14 protein-coding genes and 1 tRNA gene are annotated in these 15,484 nt (G+C 58.5%); 6 read left to right on the top strand and 9 right to left on the bottom strand.

Translation table 11 applies throughout. The features are described from left to right. Position 1 precedes the first annotated feature (1 nt). On the bottom strand, positions 2-688 hold the full coding sequence (locus ASE98_RS24745; RefSeq protein WP_060543942.1) for a Crp/Fnr family transcriptional regulator: 687 nt from the start codon (positions 686-688) through the stop codon (positions 2-4). Between the two features lie 83 nt (positions 689-771). Between ASE98_RS24745 and ASE98_RS24740 the strand changes: the two genes are divergently transcribed. Then, positions 772-1,290, top strand: a complete 519-nt coding sequence (locus ASE98_RS24740; protein WP_060543941.1) for an Mpo1 family 2-hydroxy fatty acid dioxygenase — start codon at positions 772-774, stop codon at positions 1,288-1,290. Positions 1,291-1,389: 99 nt separating this feature from the next. On the opposite strand, the gene ASE98_RS24735 is transcribed toward ASE98_RS24740, so the two are convergent. The 5 genes from ASE98_RS24735 to oscA all read right to left on the bottom strand — a co-directional run bounded on the left by ASE98_RS24735 (position 1,390) and on the right by oscA (position 5,542). Continuing rightward, entirely contained in the window at positions 1,390-2,379 is a 990-nt protein-coding gene (locus ASE98_RS24735; RefSeq protein ID WP_060543940.1) for a sulfate/molybdate ABC transporter ATP-binding protein, read from the bottom strand. A gap of 3 nt (positions 2,380-2,382) precedes the next feature. After that, the gene (gene cysW, locus ASE98_RS24730) at positions 2,383-3,252 is read right to left on the bottom strand and encodes a sulfate ABC transporter permease subunit CysW (protein ID WP_060543939.1); all 870 of its coding nucleotides are present in this window, start codon (positions 3,250-3,252) and stop codon (positions 2,383-2,385) included. A 13-nt stretch (positions 3,253-3,265) separates the two neighbouring features. Further along, on the bottom strand, positions 3,266-4,084 hold the full coding sequence (gene cysT / locus ASE98_RS24725; protein WP_060543938.1) for a sulfate ABC transporter permease subunit CysT: 819 nt from the start codon (positions 4,082-4,084) through the stop codon (positions 3,266-3,268). Between the two features lie 181 nt (positions 4,085-4,265). Then, positions 4,266-5,279, bottom strand: a complete 1,014-nt coding sequence (locus ASE98_RS24720; RefSeq protein ID WP_060543937.1) for a sulfate ABC transporter substrate-binding protein — start codon at positions 5,277-5,279, stop codon at positions 4,266-4,268. 80 nt (positions 5,280-5,359) lie between these two features. After that, the gene (oscA, locus tag ASE98_RS24715) at positions 5,360-5,542 is read right to left on the bottom strand and encodes a sulfur starvation response protein OscA (RefSeq protein WP_007975618.1); all 183 of its coding nucleotides are present in this window, start codon (positions 5,540-5,542) and stop codon (positions 5,360-5,362) included. A gap of 532 nt (positions 5,543-6,074) precedes the next feature. Between oscA and desA the strand changes: the two genes are divergently transcribed. After that, a complete protein-coding gene (gene desA, locus ASE98_RS24710) occupies positions 6,075-7,259 on the top strand; it encodes a delta-9 fatty acid desaturase DesA (RefSeq protein ID WP_060543936.1) in 1,185 nt (394 codons plus the stop codon). A 96-nt stretch (positions 7,260-7,355) separates the two neighbouring features. Here the strand turns inward: desA and ASE98_RS24705 are convergent, their stop codons facing one another. The 3 genes from ASE98_RS24705 to gabD all read right to left on the bottom strand — a co-directional run bounded on the left by ASE98_RS24705 (position 7,356) and on the right by gabD (position 11,626). Beyond that, positions 7,356-8,570, bottom strand: a complete 1,215-nt coding sequence (locus tag ASE98_RS24705) for a response regulator (protein ID WP_060543935.1) — start codon at positions 8,568-8,570, stop codon at positions 7,356-7,358. A gap of 136 nt (positions 8,571-8,706) precedes the next feature. Further along, positions 8,707-9,984 carry a 4-aminobutyrate--2-oxoglutarate transaminase gene (gene gabT / locus ASE98_RS24700; protein ID WP_060543934.1) on the bottom strand — a complete coding sequence of 426 codons (1,278 nt, stop codon included), beginning with the start codon at positions 9,982-9,984 and terminating at the stop codon, positions 8,707-8,709. 199 nt (positions 9,985-10,183) lie between these two features. Then, a complete protein-coding gene (gene gabD / locus ASE98_RS24695; protein WP_060543933.1) occupies positions 10,184-11,626 on the bottom strand; it encodes an NADP-dependent succinate-semialdehyde dehydrogenase in 1,443 nt (480 codons plus the stop codon). 349 nt (positions 11,627-11,975) lie between these two features. Here gabD and ASE98_RS24690 point away from each other — a divergent pair. The 4 genes from ASE98_RS24690 to ASE98_RS24670 all read left to right on the top strand — a co-directional run bounded on the left by ASE98_RS24690 (position 11,976) and on the right by ASE98_RS24670 (position 15,275). Beyond that, positions 11,976-12,052: transfer RNA gene (locus tag ASE98_RS24690), tRNA-Arg, on the top strand. Positions 12,053-12,217: 165 nt separating this feature from the next. Continuing rightward, positions 12,218-13,456: a tyrosine-type recombinase/integrase gene (locus tag ASE98_RS24685; protein ID WP_060544071.1), complete on the top strand. Its 1,239-nt coding sequence runs from the start codon at positions 12,218-12,220 to the stop codon at positions 13,454-13,456. A 1,073-nt stretch (positions 13,457-14,529) separates the two neighbouring features. Continuing rightward, a complete protein-coding gene (locus ASE98_RS24675; RefSeq protein ID WP_060544070.1) occupies positions 14,530-14,748 on the top strand; it encodes a helix-turn-helix transcriptional regulator in 219 nt (72 codons plus the stop codon). Continuing rightward, on the top strand, positions 14,745-15,275 hold the full coding sequence (locus ASE98_RS24670) for a KilA-N domain-containing protein (RefSeq protein ID WP_060543931.1): 531 nt from the start codon (positions 14,745-14,747) through the stop codon (positions 15,273-15,275). The genes ASE98_RS24675 and ASE98_RS24670 overlap by 4 nt, the downstream gene beginning before the upstream one ends. Positions 15,276-15,484: the final 209 nt, after the last annotated feature.

Below are 15,484 nucleotides of genomic sequence, written 5' to 3'. Positions count from 1 at the left end.
CCTAAAAGATCGCCAGCTCGCGCAACCGCTCGACATCAAGGATTTCAATCTCGCCATAACCAAGCTTCAAAATGCCCTGCCCCTGAAGATCCTTGAGGATTTGATTGGTGGTCTGGCGCGATAACGACAACATCGACGCCAACTGCTCCTGGGGCAGTTGCAGGACGCGGCGCGGCGGGTCGATCTCGCCGTAGCCCTGAGCGATCATCAGCAAACGGTGCGCCAGCCGCGTCGGGGCGGGCATCAGGCTTAGTTGTTCGAGATAGATAAAGGTCAGGCGCAGCTTCTGGCTCATCAACAAGGCCAGTTGCCGCCAGTGCTCCGGTTGTTCGGCGAGTAGCGCCAGCAGCGCAGCCTGCGGGATGTGCAGCAGGGTGCACTGGCCCAGGCCAAATGCATCATGGGTGCGCGCCTGGCCGTCGAACAGGCAGATTTCGCCGAACCAGTGCGGCGCTTCCACCACGCTGAGCAACGCCTCCTTGCCCTGCTCACTCACCGCGCCGATGCGCACCGCGCCTTCAAGCACCGCGTACAGGCCACAAGGCGGATCACCGCGCTGGAACAGGCGCTGGCCCGGTGACAAGCGCCGTACCCGGGCAACGGACAGCAGACTATCCTGTAGAGAAACAGGCAAATGGCTGAACCACTGACCGCGCATCAGGCATGGGCGCCAGACCTGCATATCCATGAAAACTCCTAGAGATTGTCGCCTGGCTGACAGAGCGTGAAGTGGCCCCGGGGCATGATCCATCAACCCACAGGAGAACAACAATGAAAAGCCTCGTCGACCACCTCAGTCAATACGCCGCCTACCATCGCGACCCACGCAACATTGCCACTCACTTCATCGGTATTCCGCTGATCATGGTCGCCGTGGCCGTTCTGCTGTCGCGTCCGCAATGGGGCGCTGGCTGGCTTTCACCGGCGGTGCTGGTGTCGCTGGCCTCGGCGTGGTTCTACCTGCGCCTGGAATTGCGCCTCGGTGTGGTGATGACGGTGTTGCTTGGGTTGAGTGTATGGCTCGGGTACGTGTTGGCCCAGCAAAGCACGATGGTGTGGTTGAGCAGCGGCCTGGCGATGTTTGTGATCGGGTGGGTGATCCAGTTTGTCGGCCATCACTACGAAGGGCGCAAACCGGCATTTGTCGATGACGTGACGGGGCTGATTGTCGGCCCGTTGTTCGTGGTGGCTGAACTGGCGTTCCTGCTGGGGATGCGCCTTGAGCTCAAGGAGCAGATCGAGGCGCGGGCAGGCGGAGTGCGGGTCAATCGCAAAAACGCAGCGGCCTGAAAGGTCTGTAGGAGCCGGCTTGCTGGCGATTGCGGTGAGCATGGCACACCGCGTTATCGCTGATCGCTGGCAAGCCAGCTCCTTGTCTGTTGCCAGATTTTAGATGTTGGCGACTTTCTGCCAGACCTTGGGCTTGAAGAACAACGTCTCGCCCTTGGCCAGTCCAATCAGGCTGTCGTGATCCTTCACCACTTCGGCCTCGATCAAATCACTCTGCCCTTCGACCTTCAGCGTCACCCGCGTCGTCGCGCCCAGCGGGCGGATATCGCGCACTTGCGCCGCATGGTGGTCTTCCAGTTCATGCCGCGACAACGACACCTCGTGCGGGCGGAACAACACGTGCTTGTCCTCGCCCAGGTGCAGACGGTTGGAATCGCCAAGGAAGTGATAAACGAAATCGCTCGCCGGGTTCTCGTAAACGTCGCCCGGTGAGCCGATCTGTTCGATCACGCCCTTGTTCATCACCACGATGCGGTCGGCGACTTCCATTGCTTCTTCCTGGTCGTGGGTCACGAACACCGAAGTCAGGTTGATGTCTTCGTGCAGGCGCGCGAGCCAGCGGCGCAGCTCCTTGCGGACCTTGGCATCGAGGGCGCCGAAGGGTTCGTCGAGCAACAGCACTTTCGGCTCCACCGCCAGGGCCCGGGCCAGGGCAATACGCTGACGCTGGCCGCCGGACAGTTGCTCCGGGTAGCGATCCGACAGCCAATCGAGCTGCACCATGTTCAGCAGTTCATGAACCTTTGCCGCGATCTGGCTTTCGCTTGGGCGCTGATTCTTCGGCTTCATGCGCAGGCCGAAGGCGACGTTGTCGAACACCGTCATGTGGCGGAACAAGGCGTAATGCTGGAACACGAAACCGACGTTGCGATCACGCACGTCGTGCCCGGAGACGTCTTCACCGTGAAACACGATGTTGCCCTGATCCGGGGTTTCCAGACCGGCGATGATCCGCAGCAGCGTGGTCTTGCCGCAACCCGACGGGCCCAGCAGCGCCACGAGTTCGCCGCTCTGGATGTCCAGGCTGATGTTGTCCAGGGCCTTGAACGCGTTGAAATTCTTGCTGACGTTACGCACTTCGATCGACATGAATTATTCCTCCGCGGCGCTGGTGCGCAGGCGGTTAATACGGTTTTCGCTCCACTGCTTGAGCAGCAGGATGAAGAGCGCCAGGATCAGCAACAGGCTCGCCACGGCGAACGCGGCCACGTGGTTGTATTCGTTGTAGAGGATCTCGACGTGCAGCGGCAGGGTGTTGGTCACCCCGCGAATGTGCCCGGAAACCACCGACACCGCACCGAATTCACCCATGGCCCGGGCGGTGCACAGCACCACGCCGTAGATCAGGCCCCATTTGATGTTGGGTACGGTGACATGCCAGAACATCTGCCAGCCATTGGCCCCGAGCAGGCGCGCGGCCTCTTCCTCCTGGGTGCCCTGTTCCTGCATCAGCGGAATCAACTCGCGGGCCACGAACGGTACGGTGACGAAAATTGTCGCCAGCACGATGCCCGGCAGGGCGAAGACGATCTGGATGTCGTGATCCTGAAGCCACGGCCCGAACAGGCCCTGGGCGCCGAACATCAACACGTAGACCAGGCCCGCGATCACCGGCGACACCGAAAACGGCAGGTCGATCAGCGTCACCAGCATGCTCTTGCCGCGGAACGAGTACTTGCTCACACACCACGCGGCACTGACGCCGAATACCAGGTTCAACGGCACCGAAATCAACACGGCGATCACCGTGAGTTTCAGCGCTGACAGTGCATCCGGTTCAAAGATCGCGGTGAAGAACGCACCCAGACCAAGCTTCAGGCCCTGGGACACCACGATAAACAGCGGCAGCAATAGAAACAGCGCAAAAATCAGCCAGCCAAGACCGATCAGGATTCGCCGCGATGTCGCACTGCCACGACGGGCAGCATTCGAGGAAGCGGCAGCAATAGACGATTGGGACATGTTCTGCGCCTCCTTATGGGGTTTCGATGCGCCGCTGCAACAAGTTGATTAGCAGCAACAGGACAAAGGAAACCACCAGCATCAGTACACCAATGGAGGTGGCGCCGGTGTAATCGTACTGGTCGAGCTTGACCATGATCAGCAGCGGCAGAATCTCGGTTTTCATCGGCATGTTGCCGGCGATGAAAATCACCGATCCGTACTCGCCGACCCCGCGGGCAAAGGCCAACGCGAAGCCGGTGAGCCATGCCGGGAGCAGTGCCGGCACCAGAATATGACGGAAAACCTGTAAGGGTTTGGCACCCAGGCACGCCGCCGCTTCTTCCACTTCACGGGGAATATCGGCCAATACTGGCTGTACGGTACGTACTACGAATGGAAGTGTCACAAAAGTGAGGGCAAGGGTGATGCCCAGAGGGGTATAGGCGATCTTGAAGCCCAGATCGGCTGCAAATTGACCAACCAGCCCCGTGGGGGTGTACAGCGCAGTCAGCGCGATACCGGCCACGGCGGTGGGCAATGCGAACGGCAGGTCGATCATGGCGTCGATGACTTTGCGTCCAGGGAAGGTATAGCGCACCAGCACCCAGGCGAGCAGCGTGCCGATGATGCCGTTGATGATCGCGGCATAGAGTGCGGTGCTGAAGCTCAGCTTCAGCGCCGCCAGCACCCGTGGCGCCGAAATGATGGCCCAGAACTGATCCCAGGTTAGTTGGGCGGCATGTATGAACATCGCCGCCAGAGGTATGAGCACAATCAGGCTGAGGTACACCAAGGTGTAGCCCAGCGTCAGCCCGAAGCCGGGTATGACGGGGGAGATACGACGCGACATAAAAGTCCTTGGTTAAAAAGCGATCCGCTAAACCCACCCATGTGGGAGCGGGCTTGCTCGCGAAAGCAGTGTCTCAGTCAACGTAAATGCCGCCTGATACACCGCCTTCGCGAGCAAGCCCGCTCCCACATGCCAAGCACCGTAGCTGACTTGCATTGGGGCTTGTGGTGGCTATTTAAGATTACTGTGCCTGGTAGATCTGGTCGAATACTCCGCCGTCATTGAAGAATTTCGGCTGAGCGGTTTTCCAGCCCCCGAAGTCCTTGTCGATGCTCACCAATTCCAGTTTCGGGAACTGCTGGGCGTACTTGGCAGCCACTTCCTTGTCCCTTGGACGATAGAAGTTTTTCGCCGCGATTTCCTGGCCGGCCGGGCTGTACAGGTGCTTGAGGTAGGCTTCGGCGATCTGCTCGTTGCCCTTTTTCTCGGCGTTCTTGTCGACCACTGCCACTGGCGGCTCGGCAAGGATCGACAGGGAAGGCACGACGATCTCGAATTTGTCGGCGCCACCATCTTCTTTCAGGGCCAGGAAAGCTTCGTTTTCCCAGGCCAGCAGCACGTCGCCCTGACCATTGTTGACGAAGGTAATGGTTGAGCCGCGGGCACCGGTGTCCAGCACGGGTACGTGCTTGAACAGGGTTTGCACGTATTGCTTGGCCTTGGCTTCGTCACCGCCGTTGGCTTTGAGGCCATAAGCCCACGCCGCGAGGAAGTTCCAGCGCGCACCACCGGAGGTTTTCGGGTTTGGCGTAATGACCGAGACGTCATTCTTGACCAGGTCACCCCAGTCCTTGATGCCTTTCGGGTTGCCCTTGCGCACCAGGAACACGATGGTGGAGGTATACGGCGTGCTCGCTTCCGGCAGGCGCTTCTGCCAGTCGGCGGGCAGGGTCTTGCCCAATTTGGCGATTTCATCGATATCACCGGCCAGCGCCAAGGTCACCACGTCGGCACGCAGGCCGTCGATCACTGCCCGCCCCTGCTTGCCCGAACCACCGTGGGATTGCTGGATCTTCACGTTGTCACCGGCATGGTCCTTCTGCCAGAACTTGACGAACTCGGCGTTGTAGTCCTGATACAACTCACGAGTCGGGTCATACGACACGTTGAGCAGTTCGTAATCCTTGGCAACCGCGGAACCGGCGAACAGGGCACTGGCCAGGGCGGCCAAAGCAAAATGACGAATCGACGACATGGTGAAAGCTCCTGGAATTCTGGGCGTGATGGCTTTTTCTTATGGGTTGGAAACGGTTGCCGGCTTACAGATCGTCAGCCTCAGCCCGGCTTGTTGCCCGGCTGCTGCAAACGGAATTTTTCCTTGCGCTCGATCTGAACCACCTGGGCGTTGTGCACGGTGATTTCCACCGCGCCAAAACGCAGGTCACGCAAGGCACTCTGGATTTCACGCAGGATGGTGGCTTCGTCTTGACCGTCAACGCTACGCAGGGATGCGCTCATGGTGCTGCTCCTTCTACTGAGAGATTGCCTGGCAGTGGACGGCACTGCTTGTGGCTTGAGGGCAATAGTAGAGAGGCGCAGATATTCTTAAAAAGACTATTTAAGAATGTTTATATAACCAGAAAACATTATCTGATGGGACAAGGGCTTGCGCAGAAAGAAGGTCAAAAGATCGCAGCCTCAGCCCCCCCACACACCGTAGTGCGCACCCTGCAGGAGCTGTCAAAGGCTGTGATCTTTTGATCTTTTACCGAATCACCGGCGCACGCCCAGCTAAATCATCGAAGAAACTGTTCAATAAATAGCCACTGAGCTGCAGCCAAACCACAGATAGCAACAGATAAAGCAGCGTTGCGAGCAAGGCAGCGTGATAGGTGGCATACATCCGGCGATCGATGCCCCTACAAAAAAGTGGGAATTATAAATAAAAGACACATCCAGCCACTCTTATCTGAAAGGGTGACTGGTTTTCTCTGTGGGCTTAGTGATAATGCAATGGCTGTCTTTTTCTTTATCGAGGGCCCTATAGCCTATGTGGTACGAAGGTTTTCTTGGCTTGTCGCCCTGGTCTCTGGTGGCAGTCACCCTGCTGATGACCCACGTCACGATCATCGCCGTCACGGTCTACCTGCATCGTTACTCCGCCCATCGCTCCCTAGAGCTGAATGGGGGCCTCAAGCATTTCTTCCGTTTCTGGCTGTGGCTGACCACGGCGCAGAACACCCGCGAGTGGACCGCCATCCATCGCAAGCATCACGCCAAATGCGAAACCGTCGATGACCCGCACAGCCCGGTCATCAAGGGCCTGTCGACCGTTCTGCGCAAAGGCGCAGAGCTGTACCGCGCCGAAGCGGAAAACCCCGAGACCCTGCGCATCTACGGCAAAAACTGTCCCGAAGACTGGATCGAGCGCAATCTCTACAGCCGTTTCCCGCTGCTGGGCATCGCGATCATGGGCGTTATCGACCTGCTGCTGTTCGGCACCATCGGTATCACCATCTGGGCGATCCAGATGATGTGGATTCCGGTATGGGCCGCCGGCGTGGTCAATGGCCTGGGACATGCCGTCGGCTACCGCAACTTCGAATGCCGGGATGCGGCGACCAACCTGGTGCCATGGGGCATCCTGATTGGCGGTGAAGAACTGCATAACAACCATCACACCTATCCCAATTCGGCAAAACTGTCGGTGAAGAAATGGGAGTTCGACCTCGGCTGGGCCTGGATCAAAGTCTTCAGCTTTCTGCGCCTGGCCAAAGTCCAGCGGGTTGCGCCGATTGCCCACCGCGTCGAAGGCAAAGGCAGCCTGGACATGGATACCGCCATGGCGATCCTGAACAACCGCTTCCAGATCATGGCCCAGTACCGCAAGCTGGTGATCGGCCCACTGGTCAAACAAGAGCTGGAAAAGGTCGATCATTCGGTGCGCCACCAGTTTCACCGGGCCAAACGCCTGCTCTCGCGGGAAACCAGCCTGCTGGATGACAAACACCACGTGCGCATCCAGAACATGCTCGAGCACAGTCATGCACTGAAGGTGATTTACGAGAAACGCTTGGCCCTGCAGCAGATCTGGGTCAAGACCAGCTCAAATGGTCACGACATGCTCGCCGCCATCAAGGATTGGGTACACGAAGCCGAGGCCAGCGGGATTCAATCCCTGCGCGACTTCGCGGATCAGCTGAAGACCTATTCGCTGCGCCCTAACGCTGCTTGACTGTAACGAGGGCGCTGAACTGGCGCCCCCGGCCAAACCCGACATTAAACCCCTGTGGGAGTGAGCTTGCTCGCTCCCACAAAGGTTTGTGCTTGATCATTTTTTGCGCAAGCGCATCAACTCAGGCAAACCAATCTTGAGCAGGCGCGCCGTCCGGCTCGTTGCCAACGCCTCGACGCCCTCATGCTCGGTCAGACGCGCCAGCTGCGCCGCCACGTTCATCACCAGCGCTTCGCGCGAGTAAACCCCGCCACCGAGCTGATAGGCCGCTGCAATCAGCTCCCGCAGCTCCAGCGGCAGGCGCCAGCGAGTACGCAGCCCCGAGCCGTAGGCCGCAGCAAAATGCGCCAAGGCTTCACCCACTTCCTCCCGCTCGTCCAGTTCACCACCCGCCTGCTGCCATTCCTGCAAGCAGCGCAGCAATGCCAGATCACCGAGGCGATGCAACATGCCTGCGCAATAACAGCGCTCCTGATCCAGATCGAGCAGGCGCGCCAGCGTGCGCGCGTATTCGGCGGTATGCAGCGACAACTCCCAATAGCGCTCGGCATAGTCAGCCAGGCAGGGATCGCTGAGCCGGGCGCTGCGCTTGAGTGCCAGCCCGAGGATCAGGTTCATGCTTTGCCCGGTACCCAGGCGATGCAGTGCCTGGGCCAGGGTTTGCACGGCGCCACCCTGGTGCTGGGCGGCGCTGTTGGCGGCCGCTATCAGCACAGCGGTAACTTGTGGATCTGTGCGGACTTCGTCTTCCAACACCGTCAGATCGAGCCCCCCGGGATTGAGACTGCGCTTGACCGCCAACTGCACGTCAGTCATCAACGGCGCCCCCTCCGCCAGTTCGCGCCGACGCTCCAGGTACACCGACAGCGTCATGCCCGGCGCCAGCGACGGAACCTCGCACGACACCTCGACGCCAGCATTGAGCAGCAAGCCCTGCAGCCGCCGGGTCAGGCTTTCCATGTTCAGGGGTTTGGTCAGGTAGGCCGTTGGTGCCAACGGCAAGGCTTCGCGCACACTGGCGCTATCGGCGCGCCCGCTCATCAGGATGAAGGGCAAAGGCGGCTGGCGTTTGCGCTGGCGGATGTTGCGCAGGACGTTCAGGCCATCGACGCCGGGCAGCTCCCAGTCGGCGATCACCAGGTCATAGGGATTGGCCGCCAACAGTTCCAGTGCCTGCTGGCCATCGGCGCACAAATCCAGCCACGCATCGCAGCGCACTTTCAAAAGCACTTCCTTGAGCAGATCGCGGGACCAGGGGTCGGCCTCGGCGATCAGTACTCTCGGCACGGCGGGTAAAATGACACTTGTCATACTGGCGCTCCCTGGCAATGCCTGAACCTTAGCCAATGGCGGCCATTCGTTACAGCGCCGATCCACCTGTTGTGATTCAAGGGACGAAAAAAAACCCGCCGAAGCGGGTTTTTGTCGACCGGGTCACACTCGAAGATCAGAGTTCGGAGAAGCACTCTTCGATGATCGCCAGGCCTTTGTCCAGTTGCTCGTCCGGCGAAGTCAGCGGTACCAGGACGCGCAGAACGTTGCCGTAGGTGCCGCAGGACAGCAGGATCAGACCCTTGTCGCGAGCCTTGGCCACAACGGACGCCACCGCTGCAGCGTTCGGCTTGTGGGTGTCGCCGTCTTCGAACAGCTCGACAGCGATCATTGCGCCCAGGGCACGGACTTCGCCGATTACCGGGTATTTGGCCTGGATGGCTTTGAGGCCAGTGACCAGACGCTCGCCGACTGCCTTGCAGCGGTCAAGCAGGTGCTCTTCTTCGAACACTTCCATCACTGCCAATGCAGCGGCGCAAGCGATCGGGCTACCGGCGTAAGTGCCGCCCAGGCCGCCTGGAGCAATGGCGTCCATGTATTCGGCCTTGCCGCACACACCGGCCAGCGGGAAGCCACCAGCGATGGATTTGGCAAAGGTGGTCAGGTCGGCAGCAACGCCCATCTGTTCCATGGCGAAGAAAGTACCGGTACGGCCAGCGCCGGTCTGTACTTCGTCAGCGATCAGCAGGATGCCGTGCTGGTCGCACAGGGCACGCAGACGCTTCATGAACTCTTTTGGCGCGACGTAGAAACCACCTTCGCCCTGAACCGGCTCGATGATGATGGCAGCGATGTCACGCGGCTCGGCGTCGTTCTTGAAGATGCGCTCGATGCTGGCGATCGAATCGTCGATGCTCACACCGTGCAGTTCGTTCGGGTACAGCGCGCGGAATACGCCGCCTGGCATCAGGCCCATGCCGGCCGAGTAAGGCACGACTTTACCGGTCAGGCCCAGGGTCATCATGGTGCGACCGTGGTAAGCGCCGGTGAAGGCGATCACGCCGGCACGGCCAGTGGCGGCACGGGCGATCTTGATGGAGTTTTCCACGGCTTCGGAGCCGGTGGTGACCAGCAGGGTTTTCTTGGCGAAATCACCCGGAACCTTTGCGTTCACTTTTTCACACACTTCCACGTACGGTTCGTACGCCAGAACCTGGAAGCAAGTGTGGGTCAGCTTGTTCAACTGCTCGGTCACGGCGGCGATGATTTTCGGGTGCACGTGGCCGGTGTTCAGTACAGCGATGCCGCCGGCGAAGTCGATGAACTCACGACCTTCAACGTCAGTCACGGTAGCGTTCTTCGCCGACTCGGCGAAGATCGGGTGAATCTGGCCAACACCACGTGGAACTGCATTGGTACGGCGGGCCATCAAAGAAGCGTTAGTCTTGCTCATTACATTCCTCATTCGCCGCTCATCGGTCGGCGTGGTTCAAGGATTAAGCGGCGGGAAGGTGACTAAGGCAGCATGCGATGATCGACTGCCACAGTTTTCCCCGCCACAGAGAAAGTTCCGTTTGAAGCACGCAAAGGGTCAGCGCTCTCGTGCCCTTTGCGTTTCAAGCAATGCCCTGCCGGGCTGATGTCTTGCGAGCTTAGATGCCCAGGCAGAGGTATTTGATTTCCAGGTAATCTTCGATGCCGTACTTGGAGCCTTCACGGCCCAGGCCCGAGGCCTTGATGCCGCCGAATGGCGCGACTTCGTTGGAGATCAGCCCGGTGTTGACGCCAACCATGCCGTATTCCAGGGCTTCAGCCACACGGAACACACGACCCAGGTCGCGAGCATAGAAGTACGAGGCCAGGCCGAACTCGGTGTCGTTGGACATCGCGATCACGTCGGCTTCGTCTTTGAAGCGGAACAGCGGCGCCAATGGACCGAAGGTTTCTTCCTTGGCTACGGCAGCGTGGTTTGGCACGTTGGTCAGGATGGTCGGCTCGAAGAAGTTGCCTTCCATCGGCTTGCCGCCGGACAACACGGTGGCGCCTTTGGAAACGGCGTCAGCGATGTGCTCTTGCACCTTGGCCACGGCTTTTTCGTCGATCAGCGGACCGGTGGTGGTGCCGTCTTCCAGACCGTTGCCGATCTTGAGCTTGGCCACAGCCACTTTCAGCTTCTCGGCGAACGCGTCATAGACCGAATCCTGGATGTACAGGCGGTTGGCGCAGACGCAGGTCTGGCCGTTGTTGCGGTATTTGGAAATGATCGCGCCTTCGACGGCCTTATCCAGATCCGCGTCGTCGAACACGATGAACGGCGCGTTGCCACCCAGCTCCAGGGACACTTTCTTGATGTCCTTGGCGCATTCCGACATCAGCTGACGACCGATTTCAGTCGAACCGGTGAAGGACAGCTTGCGCACGATCGGGTTGCTGGTCAGCTCGCTGCCGATGTCCCCGGCGCTGCCGGAAACAACGCTGAAAACGCCAGCCGGGATACCGGCACGCTGGGCCAGTTCAGCCAGGGCGAAGGCGGAGAACGGAGTCTGCGAAGCAGGCTTGAGCACCATGGTGCAACCGGCGGCCAGGGCCGGGCCGGCTTTACGGGTGATCATTGCAGCCGGGAAGTTCCACGGGGTGATGGCAGCAGTCACGCCGATCGGCTGCTTGATCACGATCAGGCGCTTGTCTGGCTGGTGGCCCGGAATCACGTCACCGTAGATGCGCTTGGCTTCTTCGGCGAACCATTCGATAAAGGAAGCGGCGTAAACGATTTCGCCTTTGGCTTCGGCCAATGGCTTGCCTTGTTCCATAGTCATCAGGCGCGCCAGGTCGTCCTGGTTCTCGATGATCAGTTCGAACCAGCGACGCAGCTTGTTCGCGCGTTCCTTGGCGGTCAGTGCACGCCAGGCCGGCAGCGCCTTGTCAGCGGCTTCGATTGCACGACGGGTTTCGACAGCGCCCATTTTCGGCACAGTACCCAGAATTTCGCCCGTTGCCGGGTTGTTGACCTTGATCGTCTGACCATTGTCCGCATCGACCCAAGCGCCATCAATGAAGGCTTGCTGGCGGAACAACTGGGTGTCTTTAAGCTGCATGTCGGCTTTCCTTAACAGCACCGCAATAAATGCGGAGCAAATTATGATTGTAGAAAGGCGCCTCGATAGGCTGCCGTCAGGGAAATCATTCACCGGGCTGAAGCACATAAATAGCGCACGCAATGAACTCGCGCGGTTCAGCACCCAGACAAGAGCGTTTGAAATCTCAAACGAATCCTAGGATCAAAGGGGGTAAAGGACAATAGGCTGTTCGAAAAAAAGAACGAAAACGACGCTTTTGCCTCATTTTTTCTGATCAGCGTAGCAAACGCCTGTGACAGCTTCGAAAAACACAGGCGATTCAGCAGCATGGACGCCCGCAGTGCATATGAGTATCATGGCGCCCGCTGCACCAGTAGCTCAGCTGGATAGAGTACTGCCCTCCGAAGGCAGGGGTCGTGGGTTCGAATCCCGCCTGGTGCACCAACCATTAGTTTCCACATGTTCCCACATGACTGGAAACACCCCAAGAAGCCCGCCCTGTGCGGGCTTTCTTGTTTCTGTACGTTTACGAATGAACCCACACAGCATTGCGCCCCGTGTATGCCTGCTTGTATGCTCGCCAATATTTTGAAACTGGGGCATACACGCATGAAGCGTTCGGAGATTAAGCGTCGTCCGATGGCAGACACTACCCTGGCCAGCCTTGAGCCAGAGGCCAGTACCTACCGGGAGCTAGATGGCGCTGGGCTCTATCTGCGAGTGAAGCCAACCGGCCAAAAGTCCTGGGAGCTGCGCTACAAAAAAGCCGATGGCAAATGGTCCTGGCTAGGCCTTGGAGGCTATGGTAAAGGTAGCCACCAGTTGACCGGCGAACAGGCGCGCCAGAAAGCAGCAGAACTACGCGATAGCACAACGAAAGATGGCAGCATGCTCGCCACCCAGCGCGCCCAAAAGGCAGCGGAGCGCGAGGCAGCCAACAATACTTTCGAGCATCTGGCTCGCGAGTGGTACGCCAACAAGCGCAAAGGGTGGAGTGCCGGGACGGCGACCAGGGTCATAGGTGCACTGGAACTTCACGTGTTCCCAGTCTTTGGTAAGCGACCCTATCAAGGCGTTCTGCCGATGGAATGGATGGAGTTCCTGCGCGGCATGGAACAGACCGGCATTGTCGAACAGACTAGCCGGGTACGTGCTATATGCCGGGAAATTTACGACCTGGCCCGCGTCACTGGCCGCGCCACTCACAACCCGCTGGAAGGGCTGCATAAATTTCTGCTGACCAAGCCAGCCGAGAACTATGCCCATGTTTCAATCGACGAACTGCCGCCCCTGTTACGAGCCATCAGAGCGTACCCGAGCGCTACCGACATTCGTATTGGTCTGCACTTACTGTCTATGCTCGCCTGCCGGCCGTCTGAGCTGCGAGAGGCCCGGTGGTCTGAGTTCGATCTAGACACTGGCCTTTGGACGATTCCCGCTGAACGGATGAAGCGCCGTCGCGAGCATATGTTTCCCCTCCCCCGCCAAGCCGTGGAACTGCTGCGCGATCTGCACAACCTCACCGGAGCTTATTTACTGCTGTTCCCTGGCCGTAGCGACACCACCAAGCCGCGCTCCAATACCGTCTTCCTGATGGCCCTGCGCCGACTTGGCTATGAAGGTCGGCAGACCGGCCATGGGTTCAGACACATCGCCAGCACGATCCTCAATGAAAATAGCTTTGACGAAAACCACATTGAGGCTCAGCTATCGCACGTCAAAGACGGGATTGCCGGCGTTTACAACAAAGCTACCTATCTAGAACAACGACGCACCATGATGCAGTGGTATGCCGACCACCTGGATAGACTGGCTGCGGGCAATGTGGTGGAGTTCAAGCGAGCATGACGACACAAATGGACGGAACAATCTTGTCCGAGAGGGACGAACCGCATTGGTCAAGACTCCCCTTTGAAGCGGCAGTCACTGCGACAGAGAACGAAAAGCTTATATCCCAAGCACTCGTACTGACTGAGTACCGGATTTGCGAGTGCCGCCTCCGCGCTCTGCTGAACTACGTCGCAGTAGCAAAAGGGCACCACGAGGAGCGCAAGCTAAAGGCTGCAACCTTGAGAGGCAGCCGACGTGAAATGAAAGCCATGACAGCCATGGATGATGCTCATCTCTTAGACGCCTTGAGCAAATGCTCCTCCCTCACAGATCACATCTACAACGAATCCCTGAGCAGGATCACCGATAGCAACTGGGCGGCTCAGACGAGAGCTTTGCAGAACGGAAATCGGGAGCTAGCGGAATCGTTATACCGAGAGCTCCACTGGATTCCTAGTGACGATCTAGGCGGGGGAGAAACAGTTGGGCCGAGGACGATCAGGAAGGCGATAATCGAGAGTTGGGGCAGGGTTGCCGCCGAAAGGGGACGTCGAGGACCAAAGCATAAGCCACATCAGACAGACCTGGCACTCGCCTGCCTGAACATCTGGAATGACTGTCAGAAACGCGACCAATTTGGTCCTCTGCCGACTCTCGGATTGTTGCCGATAAAGAAGGTGACGATGGATAGCTTCGTTAGGGTCGATGCGGAGCTGAGCTCCAAGTGGCGCAGAGTTTTATCGCATCAAGTCGATGTCCAACTATCCCGCGTATATCAACGGATGTGGAAAGGCTATAGGCAGGAACGCAGGAAAAGAAACCGTAATGGGGCATCCACCAAGGACCCGCAAATATCTCCTCGAATAGCGTTTACCACCGCAGCGTTCACGGCAGCAGGAATCCTACTCTCCCCCAAAAGCATAGAGCGGCTATCAGGGAAGGCTAGTCGTTGAGCAAGCCCCAACTGCTGCGCTGCGTTCAGTTCGGCAGCTTGCGAGTCAACAGCGGTCTTGGAGCAAATTAACGAGGGATACACGGCTTAATCCATGTGGAAAATGGTGGGAGTCATCCATATCCACACGGACACACCCATGAGCAACGAAATCCAGAGAAAAGCCCTTATCCGCCAGTCCGCGCTCTGCGTCTGGCTCGACTTGTCCCGCTCCGGCCTGGACAAGCTGCGAAAGAAAGATCCAACGTTCCCAAAACCGATCAAGGATGGTGACTCCCGGCAAGCTGCGGCTTATTACGTTGTGGCGGAGGTGGACGCTTGGTTGTTGGCCAAGATCGAAGCGCGAGATGCCGCATGAGCGCTCCAATCATTCCATTCGACTACCAGGGCCAAGCCGTGCGGTTTAACGCTGACGGCTGGCTTAATGCAACGCAGATTGCCGAGAGGTTCGGCAAGCGGCTAGATAGATGGTTTGAGAACACCGACGCACTGGAATACATCTGCGCTTTGGATGAGTTTTTAACGGGCGAACAGTCGGAAATTCTACATACCCGGAATTCGGGGTATGTAAAAACAAGCAAGGCGCGGGCGGATCGCGGTGGCGGTACTTGGCTTCATCCCAAGCTGGCAATTACCTTTGCTCGTTGGTGCGACGCCAAGTTCTCCGTCTGGTGCGACATGCGTATCGACGGATTACTGAACACTGATCCAGCGACTCGTCAGAATTACGGACAAGCTTGCCAGTTGCTGGATGATAGAAAGAACGAGGCGAGCCAAGGGGGGAGTCTTCTGGCTAATTGGCGCTGGAGCAGGCCCGGTCTCGAACAAAGCATTGCCTACTGGAGAGAACAACTACAGCTGCCCCTTGCACTGGATGAGTCATGAAAATTAGCACTACTTGGCGTCACTGCATCACTCCCACCCAATCTCCCCCGAGTGTTGCCAAGTTCGCCCAGCGGCGGTATCGTTCGCCCGTCGCTGCAAATTCAGTGACTCGGGTTTGGTCACTCGATAAAGCAAAAGGCGCACAAGCGCCCCATAAAAACGCAGGCGCTTTTTTTGTGCCTGTCGTTTCGAGTTATGGCGGCTGTGTG

The organism is Pseudomonas sp. Leaf48, from assembly GCF_001421885.1.
Lineage (GTDB): Bacteria > Pseudomonadota > Gammaproteobacteria > Pseudomonadales > Pseudomonadaceae > Aquipseudomonas.
This window is presented reverse-complemented; position numbering and strand designations above follow the sequence as displayed.

Bases quoted from the DNA above. Each gene is read 5' to 3' on its own strand.
- cysT (WP_060543938.1), bottom strand. From the start codon at position 4,084: ATGTCGCGTCGTATCTCCCCCGTCATACCCGGCTTCGGGCTGACGCTG.
- ASE98_RS24745 (WP_060543942.1), bottom strand. From the start codon at position 688: ATGGATATGCAGGTCTGGCGCCCATGCCTGATGCGCGGTCAGTGGTTC.
- gabT (WP_060543934.1), bottom strand. From the start codon at position 9,984: ATGAGCAAGACTAACGCTTCTTTGATGGCCCGCCGTACCAATGCAGTT.
- ASE98_RS24735 (WP_060543940.1), bottom strand. From the start codon at position 2,379: ATGTCGATCGAAGTGCGTAACGTCAGCAAGAATTTCAACGCGTTCAAG.
- desA (WP_060543936.1), top strand. From the start codon at position 6,075: ATGTGGTACGAAGGTTTTCTTGGCTTGTCGCCCTGGTCTCTGGTGGCA.
- ASE98_RS24740 (WP_060543941.1), top strand. From the start codon at position 772: ATGAAAAGCCTCGTCGACCACCTCAGTCAATACGCCGCCTACCATCGC.
- ASE98_RS24675 (WP_060544070.1), top strand. From the start codon at position 14,530: ATGAGCAACGAAATCCAGAGAAAAGCCCTTATCCGCCAGTCCGCGCTC.
- ASE98_RS24720 (WP_060543937.1), bottom strand. From the start codon at position 5,279: ATGTCGTCGATTCGTCATTTTGCTTTGGCCGCCCTGGCCAGTGCCCTG.
- cysW (WP_060543939.1), bottom strand. From the start codon at position 3,252: ATGTCCCAATCGTCTATTGCTGCCGCTTCCTCGAATGCTGCCCGTCGT.
- gabD (WP_060543933.1), bottom strand. From the start codon at position 11,626: ATGCAGCTTAAAGACACCCAGTTGTTCCGCCAGCAAGCCTTCATTGAT.
- ASE98_RS24685 (WP_060544071.1), top strand. From the start codon at position 12,218: ATGAAGCGTTCGGAGATTAAGCGTCGTCCGATGGCAGACACTACCCTG.
- ASE98_RS24670 (WP_060543931.1), top strand. From the start codon at position 14,745: ATGAGCGCTCCAATCATTCCATTCGACTACCAGGGCCAAGCCGTGCGG.
- ASE98_RS24705 (WP_060543935.1), bottom strand. From the start codon at position 8,570: ATGACAAGTGTCATTTTACCCGCCGTGCCGAGAGTACTGATCGCCGAG.
- oscA (WP_007975618.1), bottom strand. From the start codon at position 5,542: ATGAGCGCATCCCTGCGTAGCGTTGACGGTCAAGACGAAGCCACCATC.